We start from the raw sequence: 26,294 nt of genomic DNA on the forward strand, positions 1-26,294 counted from the left end.
ATGTCCCATCTCATTCTAACCCGTAGTGTCGGCCAATCCATTGTGCTCACAGTTGCTCCTAGTGCTGACCCCGAACAAGCGCTGCATCAGCTGCTGCGCGATGGCATCACCGTCGAGATCAACCGCGTGGAATGCGGCAATGTACGCGTTTCGATTGACGCGCCGAGGACGATTCAGATTCTGCGAGATGAGTTGATTCATCCGTAGGGTAAGGGGGCGGCCCTAAGCGACCAGTTTGCAACTGGCAGAAACCGGCCAACAGCTGCTGTACCTCACCTCGCTTCGTCCCCGCGCTCCTGATCCAAAAATTCCTCCAGGGAGCAAGGTCAGGCTGGAGCGCTGGGCTTTCAAGGTGAACACGAGCGCTATGACCTGCATACGACCAGAGCAGGTGTCTGGAGGAACATGAATGCTTAGCACTCGAGCAGCGTAGGCTACTCAAGCGCCTGGATAATACTGTGCGGGTCAATGCCGACCTGCTTGCAAACCTGAAGCAGCTCAATCACATCTAGCCTGCGTTCTCCTCGTTCGTACTTTGATACGAACGACTGTGGCTTGCCTAGACGCTTGGCGAGCTGCTCCTGTGTGAGCTCTGCGCTTTTACGCGCTTCGAGGAGTAGCTCGAGCAAATGCTGGTATGAATCCGAGTAGGTAGAGGTCAAGGCCGAGTCGCCGTTGGGGAGGACGACAGCTTTAGTAAGCCTCTTTTGGGATTATCCCAAAATGGGTTTAACCCGTTTCGGGTTTGTGCGATGCTTGGTGGCGAACGGCCGCTATCCGTGCCGGTGATCTCTTTCCTACGGGGAGAGATGGGTAGGGGCGCACGCCTCCAAGAAATGGCATGACTGCGGTGGACACATGGGGTTAAAGACTGCGCTATATGAGGTTTTGTCTTCTGATGAAGCCAGCACTGTTTATGGAAACTATGAGGGTATTGAAACTGCTCATACAAAGCAGGGATGGATTAAGGATCTTAAAACGCAACATGTGAGCCATGTGTCGACGGTGAATCTATCGATGCCTTTGGTACCAGGGTCAAAAATTGCCATTGCGTTTTTCAATGGTGAAATCATCGCGTTTAAGCGGTCAGCAGAAATTCCCATTGAGTCGCCATTCAAAATCAATTCAATGGCTATAGAGCTGGTCAGGGCGTTGCTCAGTGCACTTATGCTCAGCATTCCCTTTGTGGGGTATGTCGGTGGGGTTGCGCTCGGGGGACTTCATTTGATCAATGGAGAGAATCTGCTAGGTAATTACAAACGGATGCGCGGCAATCGCATATATAGCGCATTTGTACTATTGGCCAGTCTCATTGCTTTTGCTCCTCCGATGTACCGAAACTGGAATCAGTTAGTTAGTAACTATGTTCTCTTGGCGCTGGCTCTGCTTTTGGTGACAGTCATTAGTCAAGTAATAAAAGTACGTGCTGAACAGCGAATATATGCTAGAGCTGTCGCAGGGCTGAATACATGTTGGCGTGAATAACGTCTGTCTGAAGGTGGATGTATGTCGTTGTTTATACCTTTGAAAGCTCGCTTAATAGCGGTTATGTTAGCAATATTGCCGACGCTGGCATCTGCGGACTTCTGTGAACTCATGTATGGAGGTGCCGCAGCTTCTTGTAGAACCAACGCCAATGGCATGGGGACTACGATTATTGGCAATTGGCTTAAGACGAAACCGGAAATTGCCCTCCAGGCAGGTACTGGAAAGAAGGGGGCGTTTTCTTCGGCCACCATTCCTGCTTCTAGGATATTCGGCATTCAGGGGCAAGGGCGATTTCGAATGACGATCGATTGCTTCGCTGGTAGCCGAGGTCTGCGGATTCAAGCTCTGCCATATATGCTTGGACTCGCTAACGGAAGAAATGATTCTTTTACCCTTACATTTAAAGTCGACGGCGGCGCTGCTTTTACTGAGCGCTGGCCTTTGAATTGGAGTCGTGCGGAACTTGAGGCCCCCGAAGGTAGCAATCTGATTGACGAGTTGAGTGGTGGGCAGCAGCTGACAGTGACTACAAGTGGTGTCCTTGGTAATAAGTCTGCTGTTGGTTATGTCTATGCGTTAGCCGGATTTGACCAGGTGAATGCGGCACTGTGCCAGTAAGCTTATAAGTATCGTAATGATGTAACAGAATTTTTGAGGTTGGTGGGTATGAATTCAAGATTGTTTAGTCTGGCAAAATTTATCGGCGTTATGGTTTTTTTTGGCGCTGTGGTCTCTGGGTGCTCCGATGAGGCCAATGTCAGCAATCAGGAAAAGCTTAATGTGGAGACGAAGTCTAAAGTTCACTTGGAGAATGAAAGGCCTGCTCCGCAAACATTGAGAGAGCAGGGCGTTACCGTGCTTTCCGAACCAAGTGGTGCCGCGAATGAATATTATAAAATAAGCACCGGAATGGATCTATTGTATCTATTTGTCAGTAAAACGGCCGACGATTTCGACGCAGAGGCGGCGATTGAGAAAATTTACCCATCGAACAGTGTGCAAAGAGATAAAAAGCTTGTAGATCTGATGGATGCATACAGGCGAGGTGATCAATTCACGAAGAGAGACCTGGTAAAGCAAATAGCTCCTCTCCTACGAGAAAACGCCTCGCGGTTCTCTGATGTATCGTATGTGATGGTGGACATGCCAAACGGTATCAATTTAGGGCAGTATGATTTTGAACGGCAGGGTTTTGTCACCAATAACTCATTTAGGGGCGAGTTGGGTGCTGATAATGAGGTTCCTTATAAGCGCGATTCGATACGGTATCCGGATGTGCTCGGATATAATCTTTCCTTTGTGAATGCTGGTGAGCTTGATCTCATCAAGATTCCAGAAGACGCTGCTCGGGGAATTAGTAAATATAATGGTGGTTATTCTTATAACGTAAACTTCCGATTCTATGGGTTTGTGCATTCTGTTGCAGAGAACAAGCTGGATGACTATCGGACCAAGTATGTGGTGATGAAAATTACCAAGGTTGAGCTTGTCAGCAATCTTCTGAATGACCCAGTAAGGGTTCTAGCTACAGTGGATCTATAAGTTGACTCGACTCATACATCCAGGCGGGGGGGCTTTTTTCGATGGCTTTAGGTTGGATACGTTAGGGGCGATCAAGGCAAGTAAAAGCAGCTGAGCTATGGCTAGCTCGGCTGCTCCTTACTCTTGGTTGGGCGGTCTACGTCAGAGATAAGCCTGGTCGCGGATCCTTGAGCCAATTCACCAATGGCCTGTTGTCGCTACCGTCGATCCTAAGGGATTTACGTGGTCTGTGCGGTTGTTCGTGACTGCGTCCAGGGCGACCAGGCTGATGTGAATGTTTCTGCAACCGCTGGTAATGCGCATAGTCGATCTGGCTGAGGTCGACCTTGAAACGCAGCATTTCGATGGTCTGTTGCTTGATCTCGATGCTGTAATCGTCGCCGTACTCCGCGGTAGTGGAGTCATTGCTATGCCCCGTAAGGGCCTGAATCCGCGCTTGATCGACTCCTGTCTGTCGGAGCTGATTGATGAAGGTGTGTCGTAGTGAATGGAAGCTAAGGCCATTGAGGCGCGGAAATCCGCACTGCTGTAAGTAGCCGGCTCGCTGGGGATCGCCACAGAACCAGCGCGAAGCGATATGGCTGTGCGCTCGACGGGTATCGGCACGCATTTCCGGAAACAGTAGCTCTTTGCTGGATTTCGCAGCGGCACGTCGCTGGGCGACGAAATCGAGAAAGCCTTTTTCCAGTAGCACGGAATGCAGCGGGATATCGCGAGCACTGCTGCTATTTTTTAGCAGCTTGTGAGGATGGTTCAGGCTGTGGCTAATCACCCAGACACCGCAAGGTGTCTGGTGGATATCCTCGATTGTCAGTTGGCATAGCTCATTCAATCGAGACCCGGTGAACAGGCCCAACAGCGGCAGCCAGAATTTGAAGTCATCCATGCGCCAGCGAGGTACTTTCGGGCAGACGTACACCGGTCCGTTGAGCAGCTGTTCAAGCTCTTGCGGAGTGTACGCACGCCGTACTCGAGCGCTACGCTTGCGGGCCTTCTCCTTGAGCCGGACGGGGCCGGCAATGTCGCGGGCGATCCATTCGTTCTCGTAGGCGAAGCGAAACATGGCTCGGGCCAGGTCGAAGTATTTCTTCGCGGTCTTGGGATGCACGACTTCGTATCCACCTTGCTCGATCAGGACATGGATAGGCGTGTCATTGAGTTCGCGAATCTGGCGCCGATTTCGGGGATACATCATCAGCGCCGTGCGGAGGTTACGAAAGTCCTCCGTCGTTACTGACTGGATCGGGCGCAAAGGGCCCAGCAGCTCGCAGGCGGTTTCGAGCCTTGCGCAGTTCAGAAAGCGCGTTCCCTGATGCGACCATTGCCCGGTCAGCTCTTGGTCACGGCGGTAGCGCTCCATCAATTGCTGAATGGTCATACGGGCATCGGGTGATTGCTCGTTTTGAGGTACCAGGCCTCCAGCGAACAGTGCGCCGAGTGGGTTTGCCGGCGCCGAGTCCAGGTGAGAACTCGGTATGGCCCAGTTGTCGTTGTGATCCGGAGTTGGTGCTGTTGGTGGCGTTTGTCCCGGTGGGATTGGCATATCGCTGTCAGGGCGCAGTCGCGCACGCATGGCCTCGACATGAATGCGCAGTTCGTTGAGTGTGGGGATGCCACTGCCAAACTGCTGGCCCTGAAGCACCAGCCCCGACAGCCAGTCGAAGCGTTCCAGTACAAAGCCCGACTTGAGCACGGCTTCATGCAGGTCGTGGGTGTGCAGGTCGAACGTTAGCCGAGCTGGAAGCTGGGGATAGTTGCTGTGCAGCAACTCCGGCATGTCGACATCAAGCAGATGAGGTGAGCCGATCGCGGGGTGCAGGCAGTGGGCCGGATTGCTGGCGCCTGCCGGGCTATCGAGTTTGCGCAGGAACTCGTGGTCGCGCTCACGCAGGTCCGTAGGGCGCAGTGCCAGCCAACGGGGGTTATGCCGGAAATGCAGGCCGTGCTCAGGCAGGAGGTAGCGACGCAGCGCTTCCAGTTGGAAGCTGGCGTGATAGAGCGGAAACCATTCGCCGCGCTGTAGGTGCTGTTCCAGTAGTTCCTTCAACTCAGCCATGCCCTGCAGAATGAATTGGGCACGTTGCTGTGCTTCTGCCGAATCCAGTGTGTGCAGCTCGAATACCTGGGTTTTCAGCATCAGGGGATAGGCAGCACCCAGGAGGTCGGGGAGCGGCACTTGCAGGGTGAATTGCCGTGCTTCGCGCAGCATGAAGGTGGGCATGTGGCGCAGTTGCTCGTAGCGCTGGCGGCCAATGGTCAGGGTGAGATCCTGCACCGGGCAAGCAATCTGCGAGCTATGTGGTGGCGCTGTTTTACGCGGAGCTGTCTGCGGGCCGAGCGGGCGGATGGACGTCCGAATGGCGGCCAATTCGTGCTGCAGGCCTTCACCCGTCTTGATTTCGCCAAGGCGAAAGCGGAGTTGGCGGATACGTTCGGCCAGATCCAGGGCCAGTTCACGGGCGTCCTCGACGGACATGCTATCGAGCGGCCAGCGAATTTCGCGAGGGACGTATGGGAAGCGCTGCTGAAGCAGCCGAGGGAGGATCAGCCGGAAAACCAGCTGGTCGTTGCTGTCGCGGTACAGGTAATGGGCTAGGTGTTGCATGGGGTTCAACCTCGTCGTCAGTGGAAATTTCTGAGAAATTTCCAGACTCGGTTTGAACCCCATTTCGATTAAGTCTTTAAAATCAAAGACTTAGCTTCATGATTGGTGGAGCCGGGGGGATTTGAACCCCCGTCCGCCAGTTCTCCACTGTCGGTACTACATGCTTAGCCGTGTCTATTGAGTTAACCCTCAGCCGCCCGACGGGCAGGGTGCATTGGGCGAGTTGTGTAAGTTTTAGCCACTTCGTCCACAACGTACTACGCGGCGATCCTGTTCTGCATGACAATCACTTCAGGTTTACAGGCATCCCCTAGTGATCGCTGGAGCCGAAGCTACCAGAAGGACTAGTCGCGCCGCTTACGCAGCGAGAGCGTAGCCCTCGTAGTTTTCGTCATTGGCAACTATAGAAAGTTGCAACAGTTGATTTACGACTTCTGTTACCAAGTCGGCATGCACCTCGAGCTTCGCTACCGGCGTCGAATCCTAATCGGCCCCAAAACTTTTCGGTTACAGATAGGACTCAAAGTGTACGGCAAAGGTTCCTCAGCGTCGACTGCGGATTCCATCGCGGGAAGCTATGATGGCGCCTCGCATCTGCCCGCGTCCTCTGCAAAGGAGCTGTAATGCCGAGTTCTAGCCGCTACCCTCTACGTCAGTGGATCTGGCGAGCGTTCGTGCAAAGCGCGCTGATCCCGCTGATTCTGGTGGAGTCGGTGCTGATCGCGGTGTATCTGCTGAGCAATCAGGCGATTCGTGACGCGCAGATCGAGCATCTGCAGGAAACGGCCGTGAAAGATCTGGCCAGTGCCGCGTTGCGCGAAGCGCAGATCATCGACGGGCGGCTGCGTTCTATCGAATCGCTGGTGCAGGTATACCGCGACGGCGCTCACAAAGCGTTGCTCGATACCCGTTTCCAGGCCGATGAGCTTGAGCGCCAACGCCACGCGGTCACTGACAGTGGCGTGTTCTATACCCGCAGCGATGACGGGCGCGCAGCATCCTTCTATGCCAACAGCACGCCACTTGCCCAGCAGGATCACGCCAAGGTCATGCGGCTATCGCAACTCGATCCGCTGATGCGTTCGATCCAGCAGGCCAGCCCGCTGGTAGCGGCGCTGTATTTCAATACCTGGGACAGCTACAACCGCATCTATCCCTGGTTCGATACGCCGGCGCAGTATCCCCACGACATGGTGATACCCGATTACAACTTCTATTACCTCGCCGACGCCAAGCACAACCCCGAGCGCAAGGTGATCTGGACCGAGGTTTACCTCGATCCGGCGGGCCTGGGCTGGATGATGTCGGCCATCGCCCCGGTGTATCGCGATGACTTCCTCGAAGGCGTGGTCGGTCTGGACGTGACCGTCAGCCAGGTGCTGGGCGAGATCGCCGAACTCGACGTGCCCTGGCAGGGCTACGCGATGCTGGTCAGCCATGAGCACAACATCATGGCGTTGCCGAAGGCCGGGGAGCTGGATTTCGGCCTGCGGGAGTTGACCCAGTACTCCTACGAGGAGGCCGTGCGCCGTGAGGTACTCAAGCCCGAGGACTTCAACCTGGCCAAGCGTGAGGGCATGGAGCCGTTGCTGCAGGCAATGAACGAGGGCAATGGCAACGTGCAGGAGGTGCTGCTCGGCGGCCGCAGGCAACTGGTGGCCTGGAGCGAGATTCCGCAAACCGGCTGGCGCTTGCTGCTGGTGGTGGACGAGGAGCAGATCTTCCAGGAAACCAACCAGCTGGCCGAACGTTACATGCAGATCGGCTATCTGCTGATTGCCGGTCTGGCAGCCTTCTATCTGCTGTTCTTCGCCCTGATGTGGCTGCGTTCGCGCAAGCTGAGCAAGCAACTGGCCGAGCCCATCGATGGCATCGTCGACATGGCGACCAGCCTGGGCCAGGGCAAGTATTTGCCAGCCGTGCCGGACAGTCATATCGCCGAGGTCAGTCGCCTGGCCGATGCCGTGCAGCAGGCCGGCAAGCAGCTCAAGGCCAGCGAGCATGAGCGGCAGGAGGCGCAAAGCATTCTGCAACTGGTGCTGGAGAGCACGACTGAAAGCCTCTGGCAGATCGATACCACGGATCTGACCATCGATCTCAGCGAGCGCTTCGTCAGGCGTTTTGGCCTGGGAGCGCATCACTTGACGCTGAGCGAGTTCAACCGGCGCGTACACCCCGATGATCTGGAGCGTCTGCGTCATCTGCGCAAGCTGTTCGCCGACAGTGGCGAGGAATACTTCGACGCCGAATACCGCTATCTCGACTGTCGTGGCGATTACCTCTGGCTGCTCAGCCGTGGCAAGGTCCTGGCGCGTGACGCGAGCGGCTGGCCGCTGCGCATTGCCGGCACGCACGTCGACATCACTCGGCTCAAGCAGGTGCAGGAAGAACTGCGCCACGCCAGCCTTGAAGCGCACGCGGCCAGCCAGGCCAAGAGTCGCTTTCTGTCGAGCATGAGCCACGAGCTACGCACACCGCTCAACGCCATCCATGGCTTCGCCCAGTTGATCGAGATGGAGGCGCAGGACAAGCAGGACGCCAGGCTGGAGACCGATTACGCGCGCGAAATCGTCACCGCCAGTCGCCATCTCACTTCGTTGGTCGACGACATTCTCGACTTGTCGAGTATCGAGAGCCGGCGCCAGCAGTTGCAGTTCCAGGCGATCGAAATCGGCGCGCTGCTCAGCGGTTGTGCGGAGCTGGTGCAGCCCGAAGTGCAGCAGAAACAGCTGCAATTGCAGGTAATGGAGGCGGCAAATCCACCCTTGTTCGTGCAGGGCGATCCGCGTCGGGTACGGCAGATTCTGCTCAACCTGCTTTCCAATGCGATCAAGTACAACAGCCCGCGCGGCTTGATCCGCATGGGCTACGAGGTGCGTGCCGACTGTGTGCGCTTGTGGGTCGACGACACTGGGCCGGGTCTTTCCCGCGAGCAGCAGGCGCAGTTGTTCCAGCCGTTTCAGCGTCTCGGCCGGGAGAGCTCGAATATTCCCGGCACCGGCATCGGGCTGGTGCTCTGCCGCGAGCTGGCCACGCTGATGGAAGGCGAAATCGGTGTGCGTAGCGAGCCCGGCGTTGGTAGCCGGTTCTGGCTCGACATACCCAGCGCGGCCAGCCCAGATGGGCAGGACGACGAGACCGCCGAGGTGCCGGCGCAGGCCGTGCAGAGTCTGGTACAGGTGTTGTGCGTGGAGGATCACCCGGCCTGCATGAAGATCCTGCAGGCATCGTTACGTGAGTTTGCCGAGGTCAGGGGCGTGAGTTCATGCCAGCGGGCACTGGCCGAGTTGCAGGAAAGTGAGCCGGCATTGGTATTGCTGGATATCGACCTGCCTGACGGCAACGGGCTGGATGTTCTCGACGCCATGCGCGCCGAGCCGCGCTTGCGTGATGTTCCGGTGATGGTGATCAGCGCGGTGGCCGACGCACGTTTGTTCGAGGATGCCAAGGCGCGCGGCGCTTCGGCCTGTCTGAGCAAACCGGTGGATCTGCAGGAGGTGCGTCAGGTCGCGCTGGGCTTGCTGTACAGCGGTTATTGAGCGAGCCCAGCGTTATTCATTCGCTGGCGGCCAGCAGGTCGAGGGCTTCGCCCAGCACCTTGACCGACTCGGCATGATCGCCGGCCTTGTGCAGGGCTTCGCCCTCGGCGCGTAGTTCCTGCACCTTGGCCAGCACCTCGGGATCGGCGGGCGGATCGCTTTGCAGCAGGGCATCGATCTTGGCCATGTCCTGCGGACAATGCATGGCCCACAGTGGCAGGCTGATCAGGGCAGCGGCGAGAAACATGAGTGTGCGGCGCATGGCGACTCTCCTGAAACGGGTGGCGGGAATCTCAGTATAGAAGCCTGTCGTCAGTGCGTTGGTGCGTCAGTAGTGATACCAGCGCAGCTCCAGCTTCACCTCGTTGACCGGGCTGGCGAGCTGGCTGAACTCGCGCTGGGCGCTCAGGCGCAGGCCGAGGTTGCGTGACACTTCCCACTGCTGGTTGAGCGACAGGCGCCTGCGTACTTCGCCGTTATGGAAATAGTCGCCAGCGGCTTCCAGGGTCAGGTTGCCCACAGGGTTGCGCCACAGCAGGCCGCTGTTGAAGCCTGCGGCGGGGGAGATGACGGCGGCGAAATCCTCGTTGTATTCCAGGCGCGCGGTGCCGAGGGCGAAGCCGAGCAGATCCTCGTGCAACTGCCAGGTGGCGCCGGCGCCGCCGCTGATATGGCCGACCAGCGGGGTGTCGCCATCTTCGCCGAGTACTCGCTCCAGGCCGCCGCCGATCTGCCAGGAAAGCGGTTGCAGCAGGGCGTTGCGCGGAGTCAGCGAACGGATGTTGGCCAGGTCCAGGCGTTGCAGCTGCCAGTGGTTGTTCTCGTACTGGCGCAGCTTGAGCTGGAGAATCTCGATCTGCGCGCCGAGGGGGAAACCGTCGAGGTTGTCGTTGAGGTCGTGGTAGGCCATGCGCAGGCCGTACTCGGCGAAGGCACGGTCATCGCGGCTGCCGCCGGCCAGTTGCCAGGTGCGCGACTGGTGGCCTTCCTCGGGCAACGGCGGGCGTTCGACTTCCAGGGGCTGTGGAGGGTTGCGATTGATCGCACCGAGCAACTGGAAGCTGCGCTGGGCGTTGCTGCTGCGCTCTTCATCGTTGGCGTGGTAGCGCACCAGGCGGAAGGCGGCGTCCTGGATCAGCGCGCGACGTTCTGCCGGCAGGGCGAGGAAGTCGCTGTCATCGAGCATCGCCGGGTCTTGGCGCAGGCGCAGTACCCAGGCCTGTTCGTCGCTATCGAGCGGTTCGGCGCGCGCCAGCAGCTCGCGCTCACGCGAGGGGCGATAGTCGATGCGCTCGATCAGCCCGGCGTCCTTGACCGCGCGCACGGTGTCGGTGGGGATGGCGGTGAGCGGGAAGTGCTCGGTCAGCTCGATGCCGGGGCGGGCGATTTCCAGCAGCTCCAGCAGGCGGTAGGAGCAGTTCTCGTCGAAGAAGAAGTAGTCGAAGCGGATCTGCTTGAGCTCCCAGACGTGCTCGACCATGCGCGCGGTTTCTTCCGGCGTCAGGTTCAGCCGGTATTCCCACAGGTCACGGTTTTCCAGGCGGTTGTACTCGCTGAGTTTCTCGCGATACGGCACCAGGGCGAACAGGCCGGGGTAGCCGCCCATCAGCCCGCGCCAAGCGTAGAGGATGCTGTTGTCGTCGCCTTCGATGAAGGCACCGAAGTTCAGCGCGTAGCTCAGCAGCGCGGTGTTGTGGCTGTCGATATCGGGCTGATCGATGCGCAGCAGGGTATGGCCGAACATCGACGACGGGCTGTTCAGGTAGGCCGCCGGGAACACCAGCACCGTGCTGTGCGGATTGACGTCGGCGAACCAGTTGCGAAATTCGCTGCAATCAGGGCTGGGCAGGTCATCGAGTTGCAATTGCGCCTTGAGCCAACGGGTACGCGCCGGGTAGATGCACTGCGGGTGGCGGTCGCCCAGTTCGGCGGGTTGGTACAGCGCCTTCAGGCTCGCCTGCAGTTCGGCGGCCGGGTTGCTGTCGCCATCTTCTGCGAGAAAGAACTCCTCGTCGTCGACATAGCTGCGCCAGCCGCCGAGCTTGTCGGTTTCGTAATGGCCGAGGGCGATCCAGTAGGGATCGTCGGCCAGTTGTTCGAGCGTGGCGGCATGCAGGGGAAGGCTGAGGCTCAGGGCAAGGACGGCGAATATCCGTTTCAAGGTCGCTGTTCTTCTGGTCATGGCGATGGCCGAGCTTTGGCCAGGCTGTCGATCGGTGTCAAGGCCGTCGAACAATACATTTCGCGCAAGTGCTGACCGGCGTCAGTCACCGGTTTCGCGCTGCGCATCACACTGAGCGCTCTTCAACGCAAGGAGATTGCTCATGGCTCACCGTGATGTGCTGGATGCTCTGCTGCATGAATACACGACCCGCGCCGAGGCGATTCGCCGCGATCTGGGGCGCAGTCACTCGGCGGATTTCGCCGAGCAGGCGCAGCAGCGGCAGAACGACGAAGTGCTCGAAGCGCTGCTGGCCGAGGCCGAGCATGGCCTGCTGCTGGTGGGTCAGGCCCGGCAGCGCCTGGCCGACGGACGTTATGGCGAGTGCCTGTGCTGTGGCGAGCCGATCGAGGCGGCGCGTCTGGCCGTTCTGCCGGTCGCCGAGTACTGCCTGGGCTGCGCGCAGTTCAACTGAGCGGCCGATTGACCTCTTGCAGCAAGCGCCGGGCGGCGGAGTCGGCGGCATCGATGTAAGGCTGCAGGACGCTGGCAGCGCCCGCACGATTGAAGGCCTCCAGATCGCCTTCGCGGAAGGCGCTGAGAGTGACGCTGCCGCGAAAGCCGGCACTGCGTGCGGCGCGCAGGAGCAGCGCATTGACCTCGCGCTGCGGGATGGTGCTGACCAGCGCCCGCGCTTGTTGCAGGGGCAGGTGGGCGATGAAGTCGGCATCTTCGGCATCGCCATAGCACACCGCCAGACCTGCCTGGCGGGCACTGGCCAGTGCCTGCGGGTCGAAGTCCACGCCCAGTACGCGCAGGCCACCGTCCTGCAGGCGATGGGCCAGTTGGCGACCATAGCGCCCCAGGCCGTAAACGATGACTTCAGGTTGCGTCTGATCCGGGGCATTGTCCTCGGCGCTTTCGCGATGGGCGACCTGCCGTTCGAAGATCCCGAGCCAAGGTGAAAGGCGCTCGAACAGCGGCTGCGAGTAGAGAATCATGTAGGTGGACAGGGTGATGGTGATGATCCCCACCAGAGTGGTCAGCCCCAGTGCCGCTCCGCCCACATGGCCAAGGCTGATGCCCATGGCGACGAAGATGATGGAGAACTCGCTGATCTGTGCCACGGTAAGCCCGGCCATGAAGCCGGTGCGCTTGCGATAGCCCATGGCGCCCATGATGACCATGACGATCAGCGGGTTGCCGATCAGCACGAACAGCGACAGCAGCACGGCGCTACCGATCTGCTGGTGCAGGTAGGAAAAGTCCAGCTGAATGCCCAGGTGCAGGAAGAAGAACAACAGCAGAAAATCGCGCAGGCTGGTCAGGCGACTGGCGATGGCTTCACGCAGTGGCGTCGACGCCAGACAGAAGCCGGCGATGAACGCGCCCAGCTCCTTGGACAGGCCCAGCGCCTCGGCGCCGCCGGCCAGCAGCGTGCCCCAGGCGACTGCCACCAGCATCAGCAACTCCGGCGAGCGGGCCATGGGCACCAGCAGGCGCGGCAGGACGAAGCGCACCAGCAGGTAGAGCAGCACAAGGCTGGCCAGCAGCGCGCCGACCAAGGCCAGTGGCGGCAAGCCAGTCTTTTCGCTGCCGGCCGGTTGATACAGGCTGATGACCAGCATGGCCAGCACCACGGCGATGTCTTGCACGATGAGAAAACCCATGGCGATGCGCCCGTGCAGCGAGTCGATCTCGCCTTTGTCCGACAGCAGCTTGACGATGATGATGGTGCTGGAAAATGTCAGCGCCACGGCCACGTAGCCGGCACTCGCCCAGTCCAGCCCCAGCAGGCGGCACAGAACCAGGCCGGCGATGATGGTGAAGGTCAGTTGGCCCAGGCCGGTGGCCAGGGCTACGGCGCCCAGCGTGCGCACCAGATGCATGTCCAGCTTGAGGCCGACGACGAACAGCAGCACCGTGATGCCGATTTCCGACAGCAGGCTGATCGAGCTGTGATTGCCAGCCAGATTCATCGCGGCGGGGCCGGCGATGATACCGACCAGGATGTAGGCGATGATCAGTGGCTGGCGCAGCCTGACGGCGAGCATGCCCAGCAGGGCGGACAGGCTGAGCAGGGCGGCGATTTCCTGAAAGGCACTCATAGGCAAGGCTCTCGGTTGTGGTGCTGCCCGCCGTGGCCGCAGGCTTCGCAGAGGAACAGATGGAAGCTTATCGCAGACCCGATTTAGCGCATTGCCATGAATCAAGCCTTGATCCTGCTCGTACCACAGGCCCAGAATCACGCCATGTTTTGCGGAAACTTCCGCCCGCTATAAGGATCGCCAATGTCCAAGCGTAGCCTCGATGCTTTGCGCCTTGCCCCCGACTCACTGACCCGCCCCTTCGCCCCCGAGCAGTTCAACTTCAGCAGCACCGATGATCTCGAACCTTTCCGCGGCGTACTGGGCCAGGCCCGCGCGGTCGAGGCCCTGCAGTTCGGCGTGGCCATGCCGCGCCCTGGCTACAACGTGTTCGTCATGGGCGAGCCGGGCACTGGGCGCTTCTCCTTCGTGCAGCGCTACCTCAAGGCCGAGGCCAAGCGCATGGAGACGCCGGCCGACCGGGTCTACGTCAACCATTTCGACGAGCCGCGCGAACCGCGCGCGCTGGAGCTACCATCCGGCACCGCGAGTGCGTTCATCGCCGATATCAACCAGTTGATCGACAACCTGCTGGCCACCTTCCCGGCAGTGTTCGAAACGCCGACCTACCAGCAGAAGAAGAGCGCCATCGATCGCAGCTTCAACAAGCGCTACGACCAGGCGCTGGACGTGATCGAGAAGCTGTCGCTGGAGAAGGGCGTGGCCCTGTACCGCGACAGCACCAACATCGCCTTTACCCCGATGGCCGACGGCAAGGCGCTGGACGAAGCCGAGTTCGCCCAGTTGCCGGAAGCCGAGCGCGAGCGCTTCCACGCGGATATCGCCGCGCTGGAGGAGCGCCTGAACGAAGAGCTGGCCAGCCTGCCGCAGTGGAAGCGCGAGTCGAGCAACCTGCTGCGTCAACTCAATGAGGAGACCATCACCGTCGCCCTGCAACCGCTCTTGGCGCCATTGTCGGAGAAGTACGCGGAAAACGCCGGTGTCTGCGCCTATCTGCAGGCGATGCAGGTCAACCTGCTGAAAACCGCCGTCGAGCAACTGGTGGATGTCGACAAGGCCGACCCGCAACTGCGCAAGCTGCTGGAGGAAATCTACTGCCCGAGCCTGGTGGTCGGTCATCACGCCAACGGGGGGGCACCGGTGGTGTTCGAGTCGCACCCGACCTACGACAACCTGTTCGGCCGCATCGAGTACAGCTCCGACCAGGGCGCGCTGTACACCAGCTACCGTCAGTTGCGCCCCGGCGCCCTGCACCGCGCCAACGGTGGCTACCTGGTGGTCGAGGCGGAAAAACTGCTCAGTGAGCCCTTCGTCTGGGAAGCGCTCAAGCGCGCCCTGCATTCGCGCCAGTTGAAGATGGAATCGCCGCTGGGCGATCTCGGCCGCATCGCCACCGTCACGCTCAACCCGCAGGTCATCCCGCTGCAGCTGAAGGTCATCATCATCGGCTCGCGTCAGCTCTATTACGCGCTGCAGGATGCCGATCCGGACTTCCAGGAGATGTTCCGTGTACTGGTCGACTTCGACGAGGACATCCCGCTCGCCGAAGAAAGCCTGGAGCAATTCGCGCAACTGATGAAAACGCGCACCTCGGAAGAAGGCATGGCGCCCTTGACCGGCGCTGCGGTGGCGCGCCTGGCGACCCACAGCGCGCGTCTGGCCGAGCACCAGGGACGCCTGTCGGCACGCATCGGTGATCTGTTCCAGCTGGTCAGCGAGGCCGATTTCATTCGCCAGCTCGCCGGGGAAAGCATCACCGACGTCGGTCACATCGAGCGTGCGCTCAAGGCCAAGGCCACGCGCACCGGACGTGTATCGGCGCGGATCATCGATGACATGCTGGCCGGCATCATCCTCATCGACACCTGCGGCGCCGCCGTCGGCAAGTGCAACGGCCTGACCGTGCTGGAAGTGGGCGACTCGGCCTTCGGTGTGCCGGCGCGGATTTCCGCCACCGTCTATCCGGGCGGCAGTGGCATCGTCGACATCGAGCGCGAAGTCAGCCTTGGCCAGCCGATCCACTCCAAGGGCGTGATGATCCTCACCGGCTTCCTCGGCAGCCGCTATGCCCAGGAGTTCCCGCTGGAAATCTCCGCCAGCATTGCCCTGGAACAGTCCTACGGCTACGTCGACGGCGATAGCGCCTCGCTCGGCGAGGTCTGCACGCTGATCTCGGCGTTGTCGCGCACCCCGCTCAAGCAGTGCTTCGCCATCACCGGTTCGATCAACCAGTTCGGCGAGGTGCAGGCGGTCGGCGGGGTCAACGAGAAGATCGAAGGCTTCTTCCGTCTGTGCGAAGCGCGCGGCCTGACCGGCGAGCAGGGGGTGATCATCCCGCACTCCAACGTCGCCAATCTGATGCTCGACGACCGCGTATTGCAGGCGGTGCGTGCGGGGCAGTTCAACGTCTATGCCGTGCGCCATGTCGACGAGGCGCTGAGCCTGCTGGTCGGCGAGGCGGCCGGCCATCCGGATGAGAAGGGTCGCTTCCCCAAAGGCAGCGTCAACGCCCGTGTGGTCGAGCGCTTGCGCGATATCGCCGAGATCGGGCTGGAGGAAGAGATCAAGCCGGCCGACGCAGACAAGGCAAAGGCAGAAGCCGAGGCGGCCGCGGCAAAACCGGCCAAGGCGCCACGGCGCAAGAAAGGCGAGGGTGAAGGCGCGCCGAGCTGATCATATCTTGCACGGTTGTCCCGGATTGCCCGGGACAGGCGCGCAGGTGTTCTTACTCACGCCTCATGCACAGAGTTATCCACAGATTGCGTGGATAACTTTGGCCTTCACAGTGCGACCGCTCGGGGTGTAGGCTGGAGCCTGGATTCCGCGAGGGTCGCCGCCATGCCGCGCAACCTCTGCCTCACCCGCCAATGCCTGGGCCTGGTCACCCGCATCGAGTGCGTGATCAAGCCGCTGGCAGGAGACAACGGACGTTGGACACTGCTTTGCGCTGCCGGTATGTCAGGCGCGCAACCCTCGGCTATCAAGGCGCAGGGCCCGTTCTATGGACCTTCTGTCGCTGAAGACGCGCTTACGGCGATTGCCGAGAGCCTGGCCCTGCAAGGCTACGTAGAATGCTGCGAACCGCCGATCTGGTGTCTGCATCTGCAGGCCGAACTACGTCGTGTCAACGGTGAACGCCACAACCCCTCCGGGCCATTCCAGCGTCACCCCGAAACCGACGGACAAAGCTGAAACGCCTGAAGCAAGGCGCTTTCGGTCACTCCTGACATTACCGCTGGGCTGGGGTTATCCACAGTACCGGGGGCACCTTCTGTTGGTGCAGTGCGATGGGTATACTCGCCGCGATTTTCCCATCCTTCAGTGAGCTCTCCATGGAACGCTTCATCGAAAACACCATGTACGCATCGCGCTGGTTGCTGGCGCCGATCTACTTCGGTCTTTCTCTCGCCGTGCTGGCATTGTCGGTCAAGTTCTTCCAGGAGCTTTATCACATCCTGCCGCAGATCTTTTCCCTCACCGAAGCCGACGTGATCCTCAAGCTCCTGTCGCTGATCGACATGGCACTGGTCGGTGGGCTGCTGGTGATGGTGATGCTGTCCGGCTACGAGAACTTCGTTTCGCGCCTGGACATTCACGAGGGCACCGAGAAGCTCAGCTGGCTCGGCAAGATGGACTCCAGTTCGCTGAAGATGAAAGTGGCGGCGTCCATCGTGGCCATTTCGTCCATCCACCTGCTCAAGGTGTTCATGGATGCGAAGAACTACGATCTTAAGTACCTGCAATGGTACGTGATCATTCACCTGACGTTCGTCGGCTCCGCCTTCGCCATGGGCTACCTGGACAAGGTCACCAAGCACGACTGACCCGAGACCGCTTCACAACCGCCCGTCCGAACGTGACGGGCGTTTTGCTTTCTGGGCTTGAGCTTTTTCTTTGTTGTACAAGAATCAATTTTGTATAGGTTCTTGTATAGTTAAAAGCAGGAGGCAAGCCCGATGAATCTGCATGATCTGTCCGCTCACGCCCAAGCCGGGCGTGTCGAAGAACTCAATCTTATCTCTCTGGAAGGCGGCATCTATCTGCTCGAAGCGCGGATGGACGGACGCGCCCACCCGATTCTGACCGACCGGGGCAGTACGCTGAATCTGCGTTCGGTCGAGCACGCGCGTGACGTGCTGCAGGAAATGCCGGCCTTGCCTTTCTTCCTGGTGCACAGCTCGGTACATGACGAGATGTGCGGCATGCCATCGGCTGACAACAGCCTGCGGGTGCCCATCGCTTTCCGTTCCGGCTGGTGACGGCTGCCTGCGCACCGGCCGCGACGTTGCAGGGCAAAGCCCTGGCCGTCGTGGAGGTGAAGACCACTGGAGCCCATCCGGCGCGTGATGCCATCTGGGAGCTGGCGATCATTCAGGTCGATGCCGAGGGCTGTGTCGCAGAGCGCCTGCACTGGCTGTTCGAGCCTGGTGTCGCGCTGCCCTCGCAGGTGCTCGGCCTGAGTGGTCTGCACCCTCTGGAATTACGCGGCCAGCCACGCATCGAAAGCCAGGCGCAAGCGATATCCGATGCCATTCGCGGCCGCGTGCTGGTGGGCCATAACCTGCGATTGAGCCTGGCATTCTTGCGTCGCGTGCTGCCTGACTGGAACGCGCAGCGTCCGCAGCAGCTCTGTACCCTGCGCCTGGCCCGAGCGGTCTTGCCGGAGCTGGCAGGTGCCGGCTTCGACGCGCTTTGCGCGCATTTTGGCATCACGCGTTTCTTCCGCGATCGCGCCGTGCCGGATGCGGAGGCCTTGCTGGCGCTGGTCCGGCCGTTGCTGCAGCAGGTCGCGCCGGCGGCTCTGGGCCATCAGTTGCGAAGCGCGGCGCGGCCCCCGTTGCTGGCCGCTGAGCGTTTCGCCGAGTTGCCGGAACGTCCAGGGGTCTATTACTTCCTGGGCGACGGCGGTGCACAGCTGTACGTGGGCAAGAGCCGCAATCTGCGCCGCCGGGTGATGTCGCACTTCCAGAACGATCACCGCGACCGCCGCAGTCTGCAGATGGTGCAGCAGATCCGCGATGTGCAGGTGGCTATCACGGCAGGTGAGCTGGGCGCTCTGTTGTTCGAGTCTGCCGAGATCAAGCGTTTGCAACCCTTGTACAACCGTCGTCTGCGCAAGCAGCGCGAGCTGTTGACCTGGGTGCTGGCAGGCGAGCCGGGTGAGCTGCACATCGAGTTGCTCCAGCACCGGGCTTTGACGCCAGGACTCAGGCATGCCGGGTTGTTCCGCTCGCGACATCACGCGCGTCAGTGGCTGCTGGAGCAGGCGCGGCAGCGACGCTTGTGCCTGCGTGTGCTCGGTCTGGAGGAAGGCAACGGCGCCTGCTTCGCCTATCAGCTTGGGCGCTGTGCCGGCGCCTGTTGTGGCGCGGAGTCGCGCCAGGCGCACGATACGCGGTTGATCGCAGGTGTCGAACACCTGCGAACCCAGGCCTGGCCATGGGCCGGGCCGGTTGCCCTGGTCGAGCGCGATGACCGGCACGGCCTTGCCCAGTGGCACGTGCTCGATCAATGGCGCCATCTGGGTACGGTCGATGGCCTCGAGCATGTCCGGCCACTACTGACCCAGCGCCATGGCGGCTTCAACCTCGACACCTATCACATCCTGCTCAGCCACCTGCGCCGCCACCCGAACATGGAGATCGTGCTGCTGTGAGTGTTCGTCGTCTGCTGCTCATTCTGGGTGACCAGCTCACCCACGGCCTTGGTGCGCTGAAGGACGTCGACCCGGACCGTGATCACGTGCTGCTGGCCGAGGTGATGGAAGAGGCCAGCCATGTGCCGCATCACCCGAAGAAGATCGCCCTGATCTTCAGCGCCATGCGTCATTTTGCCGAAGCGCTGCGCGAGCGGGGCATCCAGGTGCACTACGTGGCCCTGGATGATCCGGACAACAGTGGCTCGCTGCCCGGCGAGCTGCTGCGCTGGACGCAGCGGCTCGATCCTGCCGAGGTGCATCTGACCGAGTGCGGCGACTGGCGCCTGGAGCAGGCACTGCGTCACTGTGGCGTGCCGATTCACTGGCATCAGGACAGCCGCTTTCTCTGCAGCCGCGCTGCGTTCGCCGCCTGGGCCAAGGGGCGCAAGCAACTGCGCATGGAGTTCTTCTACCGCGAGATGCGCCGTGACAGTGGTCTGTTGCTCAATCCCGACGGCACGCCGGAGGGCGGTGCCTGGAACTTCGACGCCGACAACCGCAAGTCGTTGCCCAAAGGCATGCTTGCGCCTGCACCGTTGCGCATCGAGCCGGACGCCATCACGCGTGACGTACTGGCGTTGGTCGGGCAGCGTTTCGCCAGCCATTACGGCAGCCTGGAAGGCTTCGATTACCCGGTCACGGCCGAGCAGGCCGAGCGCCTCTGGCAGCATTTTCTCGACAACGGCCTGGCCGACTTCGGCGACTATCAGGACGCCATGGCCGATGGCGAACCCTTTCTCTTTCACTCGCGCATCAGTGCCGCGCTGAATATCGGCCTGCTCGATTTGCGGCGGCTCTGCGCCGAGGTCGAAGCGGCCTATCGCGCTGGCGACGTGCCGCTGAACGCCGCCGAAGGTTTCATCCGTCAGCTGATCGGCTGGCGCGAGTACGTGCGCGGCATCTACTGGCTGCGCATGCCGGAGTACGCCGAGGGCAACCGCTTCGGCAATTCACGCGCGCTGCCGGCGTTCTACTGGACCGGCAAGACGCGGATGAACTGCATGCGCCAGGCCATCGGTCAGACCCTGGAGCATGCCTACGCGCACCATATCCAGCGCTTGATGGTCACCGGTAACTTCGCCTTGCTCGCGGGCATCGCACCCAAGGCCATCTGCGACTGGTACCTGGCCGTATACATGGATGCCTTCGACTGGGTCGAGCTGCCCAACACCCTGGGCATGGTGATGCATGCCGACGGTGGCTACCTCGGATCCAAGCCGTATTGCGCCAGCGGCCAGTACATCAAGCGCATGTCCAACCATTGCCAGGGCTGCAGCTACAAGGTGAGCGAGAGCACCGGTGAGTCGGCCTGCCCCTTCAATGCGCTGTATTGGCATTTTCTGATGCGCCACCGCGAGCCCCTGGAGCGCAACCCGCGTATCGGCATGGTCTATCGCAACCTGGCGCGCATGACCGAGGCCAAGCAGCAGGCGCTATGGGACTGGGGCGAGCGCCTGTTGGCGAAACTCGATGCCGGGGAGATGCTGTGAAGAAGAGCGAGCTGCCGGTCAAGACCTGTGGGGTCTGCGGGCTACCGTTCACCTGGCGCAAGAAATGGGCGCGCTGCTGGGACGAGGTGCGCTACTGCTCCGAGCGCTGCCGGCGTTCGCGCAGCTCCATTTGTCGCCGCTGAAGCGCCTCCCACGACATGTTCGTGTCGGCTCTGGCATCCTGCTTCGCTCTACCTCCTGCATCCATGCAGTCGCAGCTGCGACGGGCGATGCATGGGTTCGTGACGTCGCGCCAGGCTTCTGTGCTAGTCTGGCCGGCCTTTTTCAGCCCCAAGCGGAGCCTTTCATGTCCGAACTCAACTTCAGCCCCGATCTGTCCTCCGATGAAGGTCGTGTCAGCTACGGCATCGGTCGTCAACTCGGTGGTCAGTTGCGTGACAACCCGCCGCCCGGCGTTGACCTGACGGCCATCCTCGCCGGCCTGACCGACGCGTTCGGTGGCCAGGCCAGTCGTGTTTCCGAGGCCGAGCTGGGCGCCAGCTTCAAGGTCATCCGCGAAATCATGCAGGCCGAAGCTGCCGCCAAGGCCGAAGCCGCTGCTGGCGAAGGTCGTGCTTACCTGGCCGAGAATGCCAAACGTGAAGGCGTGACCGTACTGGCCTCCGGCCTGCAGTACGAAGTGCTGGTCGCTGGCGATGGCGCCAAGCCGTCTGCCGAGGATCAGGTGCGTACCCACTACCACGGCACCCTGATCGACGGCACCGTGTTCGACAGCTCCTACGAGCGTGGTCAGCCGGCTGAATTTCCGGTCGGTGGCGTGATTCCGGGTTGGGTCGAGGCGTTGCAGTTGATGGGTACCGGCAGCAAGTGGCGTCTGTACGTGCCGAGCGAGCTGGCCTACGGCGCCCAGGGCGTCGGCAGCATCCCGCCGCACAGTGTGCTGGTATTCGATGTCGAGCTGCTCGACATCCTGTAAGCGAAATCATCAGGTGGGCCGTAGGGTGGACAAGGCTGTTTTTGTCCACCATTCGCAGTGGCGGTGGACGGGTGAAGCGTCGTCCACCCTACATGGCTGTAAGCGAAATCGTCAGGTGGGCCGTAGGGTGGACAAGGCTGTTTTTGTCCACCATTCGCGACGGCGGTGGACGGGTGAAGCGTCGTCCACCCTACGCTACGTACGAAACGGCCCTCCTGCAGCGCAGAAGGGCCGTTTTGTCTTTCAGGACGGGCGCAAGGCCCGTGCATAGCAGTAGAGAAACAGGCTGCGCACCAGTTCCTTGAGCACGATGGGCTCGCTGGAGCTGAGCTCGTGCAGGTCCAGGTCGCCCTGGTCGCGCAGTTCGTCGAGGGCTTCTTCTTCCAGCATGGCGCAGACTTCCCCGGTTTCGCGGTTGAGGATGCGCAGATAGGGATGCGGGCGGTCCAGCCAGGCATCGATCAGGTAGGTCATGGCAGGTCTCCTTGGCCGTCATTACGTAACTGAGAATAATTCCTATTACATAAATAGCAAGGGTTAATTGCGACCTTCTGTCGTTTGCCTGTTTTCAGTGGGTGAGGCGGACATGCCGGTGGCTTGTCCGCCCTGCGTACCGGTCCCTGCAAGCGAGCTGGAGGGCCGGCGCCTGCGCCACGGCGTCCAGGCTTCAGACGATTCAGGAGCGAGCCGCGCGCTGCGTTCCTGTGCCTGTGCCGGTCCGCAGGTCGGTTCAGGAGCCCAGGCGGCGAGTCACTTCGCCCAGTTGCCCGGACATGTCGTGCAGGTTGCGGCTGGCCATCTGCGTGCGCTCGACGTTGTCCTGGTTGGCGCTGGCGATGGCGGTCAGCTCGGTGAGGTTGCGCGAGATATCCTCGGCTACCGAGGTTTGCTCTTCGGCTGCAGTGGCGATCTGCTGGTTCATGTCGCGGATGGCTTCCACCGCCTCGGTGATGCGCTGCAGCATGGCGCCGGCCTCGGTGACTTGGGTCACGCCCTGTTCGCTGCGCTGCTGGCCGCTCTCGATGGCGCGTACGGCGTTCAGTGCACCGCTCTGCACGGTATCGATGATCTGGTTGATCTCGGCGGTGGACTCGGCGGTGCGCTGGGCCAGGGTGCGCACCTCGTCGGCGACCACGGCGAAGCCTCGGCCCTGTTCGCCGGCGCGCGCGGCCTCGATGGCGGCGTTGAGGGCCAGCAGGTTGGTTTGTTCGGCGATGCCACGGATCACCTCCAGCACCTTGCCGATGCGCCCGCTGTCGCTTTCCAGGCGACGGATCACCTCGGCGGTGTTGGCGATCTCGCCGCGAATGTCGGTGATGGTGGCGATGGTCGATTGCATCACCGTGCTGCCCTGGCGGGCTGAATCGTCGGCATCGTTGGCCGCGTGCGCGGCGTCGGCGGCATGGCGCGCGACTTCCTGGGCGGTGGCGGACATCTCGTGCATGGCCGTGGCGACCTGATCGGTCCGCTCGAACTGCTCGCTGACGCCCTCGGTCATGCGTGAGGCGATGGCGTTCAACTCGCTGCTGGCGCTGTCGAGGTTCTGCGTACTCTGGTGCAGGCGCTCGCTGGTGCTGGCGAGAAAGTCGCGCAGGGTGTTCGCGGCGCGCGCCAGCAGGCCAAGCTCGTCCTTGCGGGTGCTTTCCACGCGTTGGCCGAAGCGGCCTTGGCTGAGCTGATCGACATGGCCGATCAGGTGGCGGATGGGGATGATCAGATTACGATTGACCAGCCACAGGCTGAATACGGCGATGACCATGGCCGCGGCCAGCATCACGAGGGTGCCGCTGAGAATGGTGCGCGCGGCGCTGGCATTGATCTGCTCGGCCTGGCTCAGGCTGTTCTGGCGCAGCTGCTCGACCAGCGCGGTCATCTGCTCGCTGGCGGCGCGGTCGATGCCTTTTACCGCCGCATCGCCAGCCTGGGCATCGGCACCGGCGGCGACGAAGGCGTCGCGGCCCTTGCGGTAATTGCCGCCGAGCGCCTGATGTTCGCTGCGCAGGCGCTCGACCTGCGTCTTCAGCGCCGGATCGGCAGCGGCGACCTGGGTCAACTGGCCGAGGATGTCCTGCACCTTGCGCTCCTGCGCTTCGAACTGGCTCCAGTAGCGTTGCAGGTTGGCGCTGTCCTGGCCGCGCAGCAGGACGTTCTTCCATTCCTGCACCTGGATCTTGAATTCGACGTTGGCCGCGTCGATCAGGCGCGATGATTCCAGCGGTCCGTCGAGCAGGCCACGGTAGGACTGAATGCCGCTGGAGAGGAAGCTGAAGCAGGCCAGTGCGGTGATCAGGATCAGCGCCAGACTGCCGCCGAGCAGGGCGAGAATCTGCGCGCGCAGGGATTTTTGCAGGAACATGATGGGATGCCTCGGAGGTCAGGCGGAGCGGGACATATTCAGCGTAGACGCTGAATGTTGCAGATTTGTGAAACGTCTAGACGTGTCCGGCAAATGGCCATGAGCAGGCCAGGCCTTGGCGGGGGATCTGATGCTTGAATGATTGCGCAATCATCTTAATCTGACTCGGGTTGTCCATTTTCGGCGGCCCATCGGGGCGTCGAGTTTCATCACGAGGAAGATGTCATGACCGATAACGCCGCCCCACGCGCCGACGACGACCGTATCACCTGGCTCAGCCTGCGCTCGGTAGCGCTGCCGCTGGCCAACCCGATCAGCGATGCCAAGGTGCTGACCGGACGGCAGAAGCCGATGAGCGAGATCGCCATCCTGATTGCCGAGATCGAAACCCGCGACGGTCACCGTGGCCTGGGCTTCAGCTATTCCAAGCGCGCCGGTGGCCCCGGCCAGTTCGCCCACGCACTGGAGGTGGCGCCCAATCTGATTGGCGAGAACCCCAGCGATATCGCCAAACTCTGGGACAAGCTGTGCTGGGCTGGCGCTTCGGTCGGTCGCAGCGGCCTGGCCACCCAGGCCATCGGTGCCTTCGACGTTGCCTTGTGGGATCTCAAGGCGCGCCGCAGTGGCCTGTCGCTGGCCCGCCTGCTCGGCAGCCATCGCGATTCGGTACGTTGCTACAACACCTCCGGCGGCTTTCTGCATACGCCGCTCGATCAGTTGCTGAAGAACACCGACATTTCCCGCGAGAAGGGCATTGGCGGTATCAAACTCAAGGTCGGCCAGCCCGACTGGGCGCTGGATATTCACCGCGTCAGCACGGTGCGCGAGCACCTGGGTGAAAGCTTTCCGCTGATGGTCGACGCCAACCAGCAATGGGACCGCCCGACCGCGCGGCGCATGTGCCGACGCCTGGAGCCCTTCGACCTGATCTGGATCGAGGAGCCGCTGGACTGCTACGACGCCGAAGGCCATGCCGAGCTGGTGCGCCTTTTCGATACGCCGATCGCCACCGGTGAGATGCTCACCAGCCCGGCCGAGCACTGGGAGTTCATTCGCCAGCGCGGCGCCGACTTCCTCATGCCCGATGCGCCGCGTGTCGGCGGTATCACGCCCTACCTGCGGGTGCAGACGCTCGCCGAGCAGGCCGGCATGACCCTGGCACCGCACTTTGCCATGGAGCTGCACGTGCACCTGGCCGCGAGCCATACCCGCGAGCCCTGGGTCGAGCATTTCGAGTGGTTGGAGCCGCTGTTCAACGAGCGTCTGGACATTCGCGACGGGCGCATGTTGGTGCCGACTCGTCCAGGCCTTGGCCTGAGCCTGAGCGAGCAGGTTGCCGGCTGGACGGTGCAACAGGCGCAAGTCGGCAAACGCGCTTGAACCTCAGTGCGGCGGATAGATGTCGCGAGCGGCCTGGCGCACGGCGGCGATCATCGACGGCAAGGCAGGGTTGTCGTTGTCGTCGCGCCATACCAGATGCAACTCCCCGCATACGCCTGGCGGTAGCGGCAGGTCGCGGAAACGCACCTGCTCGAAGCGGATGGCACTGGCGCTGCGTGGCACCAGTGCCAGCCCCATGCCGGCATTGACCAGCGACAGGATGGTCAGGGTCGAGCCCAGCGCCTGAACGAATTCAGGCTGGATGCCGCTTGCGCGAAACAGGCCGGTGTGCAGTTCGTTGAAGGGCTGCCAGGCGGTATGCGCGTAAAGAATGAAGGGCTGACCATGGAGCATATCCAGAGTCGGCCTTGCGTGTTGCGCCAGCGGATGTCCGGTGGGCGCGGCCAGCACGAAGGGTTCGCGCAGCAGGCATTCGCTGATCAGCCCGGGTTGCTGCAAGGGCGCACGCACGATGGCCAGGTCCACGCGCCTGGCGCGCAGCGCCTGCACCTGCTCGAAGGTGCTCATTTCCAGCAAGGCGATATCCACACCAGGGCGCTCACGTTTGGCTGCGGTTATCGCGCGTGGCAACACGTCATACACCGCGCTGGCGACGAAGCTGATATTGAGCGCACCACTTTCGCCGATGGCCGCCAGCCGGGCGCTCTGCGCGGCGCGGTGGGCCTGATCGAGCAGCGCCTGGGCTTCGCCGAAGAAGGCACGGCCAGCCGCCGTCAAGGCAACCGAGCGGGTGCTGCGGGTGAACAGGCTCACGCCCAACTGATGTTCGAGCAACTGGATCTGCCGGCTCAGCGGCGGCTGGGTCATGTTCAGACGTTCGGCGGCGCGACGGAAATTCAGCTCGGCGGCCAGGGTGGTGAAACAGCGCAGTTGAGCCAGGTCGAACATTGATTCATTCCGGGTATCAATCTAGTGGCTGATTAGATTAGACCTGGATCAATGGGCGCGTCCATTATCTTGCTCGAACCG

23 protein-coding genes and 1 other RNA gene are annotated in these 26,294 nt (G+C 61.4%); 15 read left to right on the forward strand and 9 right to left on the reverse strand.

What is annotated here, in order from left to right:
* The gene (locus tag ACN0X6_RS00160) at window positions 1-207 is read left to right on the forward strand and encodes a carbon storage regulator (RefSeq protein ID WP_417701101.1); all 207 of its coding nucleotides are present in this window, start codon (window positions 1-3) and stop codon (window positions 205-207) included.
* Between the two features lie 227 nt (window positions 208-434).
* Here ACN0X6_RS00160 and ACN0X6_RS00165 read toward each other — a convergent pair whose 3' ends face one another.
* Window positions 435-662, reverse strand: a complete 228-nt coding sequence (locus ACN0X6_RS00165) for a helix-turn-helix domain-containing protein (protein ID WP_417701103.1) — start codon at window positions 660-662, stop codon at window positions 435-437.
* Window positions 663-858: 196 nt separating this feature from the next.
* On the opposite strand from ACN0X6_RS00165, the gene ACN0X6_RS00170 reads away from it, so the two are divergent.
* From ACN0X6_RS00170 to ACN0X6_RS00180, 3 genes are read left to right on the forward strand one after another with little or no spacing between them, the layout of a single operon-like run.
* Window positions 859-1,485, forward strand: coding sequence for a hypothetical protein (locus ACN0X6_RS00170; protein ID WP_417701105.1), 627 nt, complete (start codon window positions 859-861; stop codon window positions 1,483-1,485).
* 21 nt (window positions 1,486-1,506) lie between these two features.
* Entirely contained in the window at window positions 1,507-2,106 is a 600-nt protein-coding gene (locus ACN0X6_RS00175; protein WP_417701107.1) for a hypothetical protein, read from the forward strand.
* Window positions 2,107-2,154: 48 nt separating this feature from the next.
* Window positions 2,155-3,030, forward strand: a complete 876-nt coding sequence (locus ACN0X6_RS00180; RefSeq protein ID WP_417701108.1) for a hypothetical protein — start codon at window positions 2,155-2,157, stop codon at window positions 3,028-3,030.
* Between the two features lie 136 nt (window positions 3,031-3,166).
* On the opposite strand, the gene ACN0X6_RS00185 is transcribed toward ACN0X6_RS00180, so the two are convergent.
* Both ACN0X6_RS00185 and ssrA read right to left on the reverse strand, forming a co-directional pair.
* Window positions 3,167-5,635 (reverse strand): site-specific integrase, encoded by a 2,469-nt coding sequence (locus tag ACN0X6_RS00185; RefSeq protein WP_417701110.1) that lies wholly within the window; start codon window positions 5,633-5,635, stop codon window positions 3,167-3,169.
* Window positions 5,636-5,738: 103 nt separating this feature from the next.
* Window positions 5,739-6,130: a transfer-messenger RNA gene (gene ssrA, locus ACN0X6_RS00190) on the reverse strand.
* Between the two features lie 128 nt (window positions 6,131-6,258).
* Here ssrA and ACN0X6_RS00195 point away from each other — a divergent pair.
* Window positions 6,259-9,174 (forward strand): ATP-binding protein, encoded by a 2,916-nt coding sequence (locus tag ACN0X6_RS00195; RefSeq protein WP_417701111.1) that lies wholly within the window; start codon window positions 6,259-6,261, stop codon window positions 9,172-9,174.
* A 16-nt stretch (window positions 9,175-9,190) separates the two neighbouring features.
* On the opposite strand, the gene ACN0X6_RS00200 is transcribed toward ACN0X6_RS00195, so the two are convergent.
* Together ACN0X6_RS00200 and ACN0X6_RS00205 are read right to left on the reverse strand one after the other, a co-directional pair.
* Window positions 9,191-9,436 (reverse strand): hypothetical protein, encoded by a 246-nt coding sequence (locus tag ACN0X6_RS00200; protein ID WP_160020751.1) that lies wholly within the window; start codon window positions 9,434-9,436, stop codon window positions 9,191-9,193.
* Window positions 9,437-9,502: 66 nt separating this feature from the next.
* The gene (locus ACN0X6_RS00205; protein ID WP_417701113.1) at window positions 9,503-11,356 is read right to left on the reverse strand and encodes a DUF4105 domain-containing protein; all 1,854 of its coding nucleotides are present in this window, start codon (window positions 11,354-11,356) and stop codon (window positions 9,503-9,505) included.
* Window positions 11,357-11,498: 142 nt separating this feature from the next.
* Here ACN0X6_RS00205 and ACN0X6_RS00210 point away from each other — a divergent pair, with 142 nt between their 5' ends.
* Entirely contained in the window at window positions 11,499-11,810 is a 312-nt protein-coding gene (locus ACN0X6_RS00210) for a TraR/DksA family transcriptional regulator (RefSeq protein WP_417701115.1), read from the forward strand.
* Here the strand turns inward: ACN0X6_RS00210 and ACN0X6_RS00215 are convergent.
* The gene (locus ACN0X6_RS00215) at window positions 11,803-13,443 is read right to left on the reverse strand and encodes a cation:proton antiporter (RefSeq protein WP_417701117.1); all 1,641 of its coding nucleotides are present in this window, start codon (window positions 13,441-13,443) and stop codon (window positions 11,803-11,805) included. The two genes, ACN0X6_RS00210 and ACN0X6_RS00215, sit on opposite strands and share 8 nt — an antisense overlap.
* 183 nt (window positions 13,444-13,626) lie before the next feature.
* Between ACN0X6_RS00215 and ACN0X6_RS00220 the strand changes: the two genes are divergently transcribed.
* The 8 genes from ACN0X6_RS00220 (at window position 13,627) to ACN0X6_RS00255 (ending at window position 21,568) form a co-directional block, all read left to right on the forward strand.
* Window positions 13,627-16,116, forward strand: a complete 2,490-nt coding sequence (locus ACN0X6_RS00220) for a Lon protease family protein (RefSeq protein WP_417701119.1) — start codon at window positions 13,627-13,629, stop codon at window positions 16,114-16,116.
* 165 nt (window positions 16,117-16,281) lie between these two features.
* The gene (locus tag ACN0X6_RS00225; RefSeq protein ID WP_417701121.1) at window positions 16,282-16,635 is read left to right on the forward strand and encodes a hypothetical protein; all 354 of its coding nucleotides are present in this window, start codon (window positions 16,282-16,284) and stop codon (window positions 16,633-16,635) included.
* A gap of 140 nt (window positions 16,636-16,775) precedes the next feature.
* Entirely contained in the window at window positions 16,776-17,267 is a 492-nt protein-coding gene (locus tag ACN0X6_RS00230; protein WP_417701123.1) for a TIGR00645 family protein, read from the forward strand.
* 132 nt (window positions 17,268-17,399) lie between these two features.
* Complete coding sequence (locus tag ACN0X6_RS00235) at window positions 17,400-17,702, forward strand: DUF6482 family protein (protein WP_417701125.1); 303 nt, start codon at window positions 17,400-17,402, stop codon at window positions 17,700-17,702.
* Window positions 17,699-19,099 carry an exonuclease domain-containing protein gene (locus ACN0X6_RS00240; protein ID WP_417701126.1) on the forward strand — a complete coding sequence of 467 codons (1,401 nt, stop codon included), beginning with the start codon at window positions 17,699-17,701 and terminating at the stop codon, window positions 19,097-19,099. The genes ACN0X6_RS00235 and ACN0X6_RS00240 overlap by 4 nt, the downstream gene beginning before the upstream one ends.
* Window positions 19,096-20,631, forward strand: a complete 1,536-nt coding sequence (locus ACN0X6_RS00245) for a cryptochrome/photolyase family protein (protein ID WP_417701127.1) — start codon at window positions 19,096-19,098, stop codon at window positions 20,629-20,631. The genes ACN0X6_RS00240 and ACN0X6_RS00245 overlap by 4 nt, the downstream gene beginning before the upstream one ends.
* Entirely contained in the window at window positions 20,628-20,774 is a 147-nt protein-coding gene (locus tag ACN0X6_RS00250) for a DUF2256 domain-containing protein (protein ID WP_417701129.1), read from the forward strand. Before ACN0X6_RS00245 ends, ACN0X6_RS00250 begins: the two co-directional genes overlap by 4 nt.
* A 164-nt stretch (window positions 20,775-20,938) precedes the next feature.
* Window positions 20,939-21,568, forward strand: a complete 630-nt coding sequence (locus tag ACN0X6_RS00255) for an FKBP-type peptidyl-prolyl cis-trans isomerase (protein ID WP_417701130.1) — start codon at window positions 20,939-20,941, stop codon at window positions 21,566-21,568.
* A 243-nt stretch (window positions 21,569-21,811) separates the two neighbouring features.
* Here the strand turns inward: ACN0X6_RS00255 and ACN0X6_RS00260 are convergent, their stop codons facing one another.
* The gene (locus ACN0X6_RS00260) at window positions 21,812-22,042 is read right to left on the reverse strand and encodes a hypothetical protein (RefSeq protein WP_004423370.1); all 231 of its coding nucleotides are present in this window, start codon (window positions 22,040-22,042) and stop codon (window positions 21,812-21,814) included.
* A gap of 256 nt (window positions 22,043-22,298) precedes the next feature.
* A complete protein-coding gene (locus ACN0X6_RS00265) occupies window positions 22,299-23,924 on the reverse strand; it encodes a methyl-accepting chemotaxis protein (RefSeq protein WP_417701132.1) in 1,626 nt (541 codons plus the stop codon).
* Between the two features lie 225 nt (window positions 23,925-24,149).
* Between ACN0X6_RS00265 and ACN0X6_RS00270 the strand changes: the two genes are divergently transcribed.
* A complete protein-coding gene (locus tag ACN0X6_RS00270; RefSeq protein ID WP_417701134.1) occupies window positions 24,150-25,304 on the forward strand; it encodes an L-talarate/galactarate dehydratase in 1,155 nt (384 codons plus the stop codon).
* A 3-nt stretch (window positions 25,305-25,307) separates the two neighbouring features.
* Here the strand turns inward: ACN0X6_RS00270 and ACN0X6_RS00275 are convergent, their stop codons facing one another.
* The gene (locus tag ACN0X6_RS00275; RefSeq protein ID WP_417701135.1) at window positions 25,308-26,213 is read right to left on the reverse strand and encodes a LysR family transcriptional regulator; all 906 of its coding nucleotides are present in this window, start codon (window positions 26,211-26,213) and stop codon (window positions 25,308-25,310) included.
* Window positions 26,214-26,294: the final 81 nt, after the last annotated feature.

The organism is Pseudomonas sp., assembly GCF_048269965.1.
In the GTDB taxonomy this organism is placed as follows: domain Bacteria; phylum Pseudomonadota; class Gammaproteobacteria; order Pseudomonadales; family Pseudomonadaceae; genus Aquipseudomonas.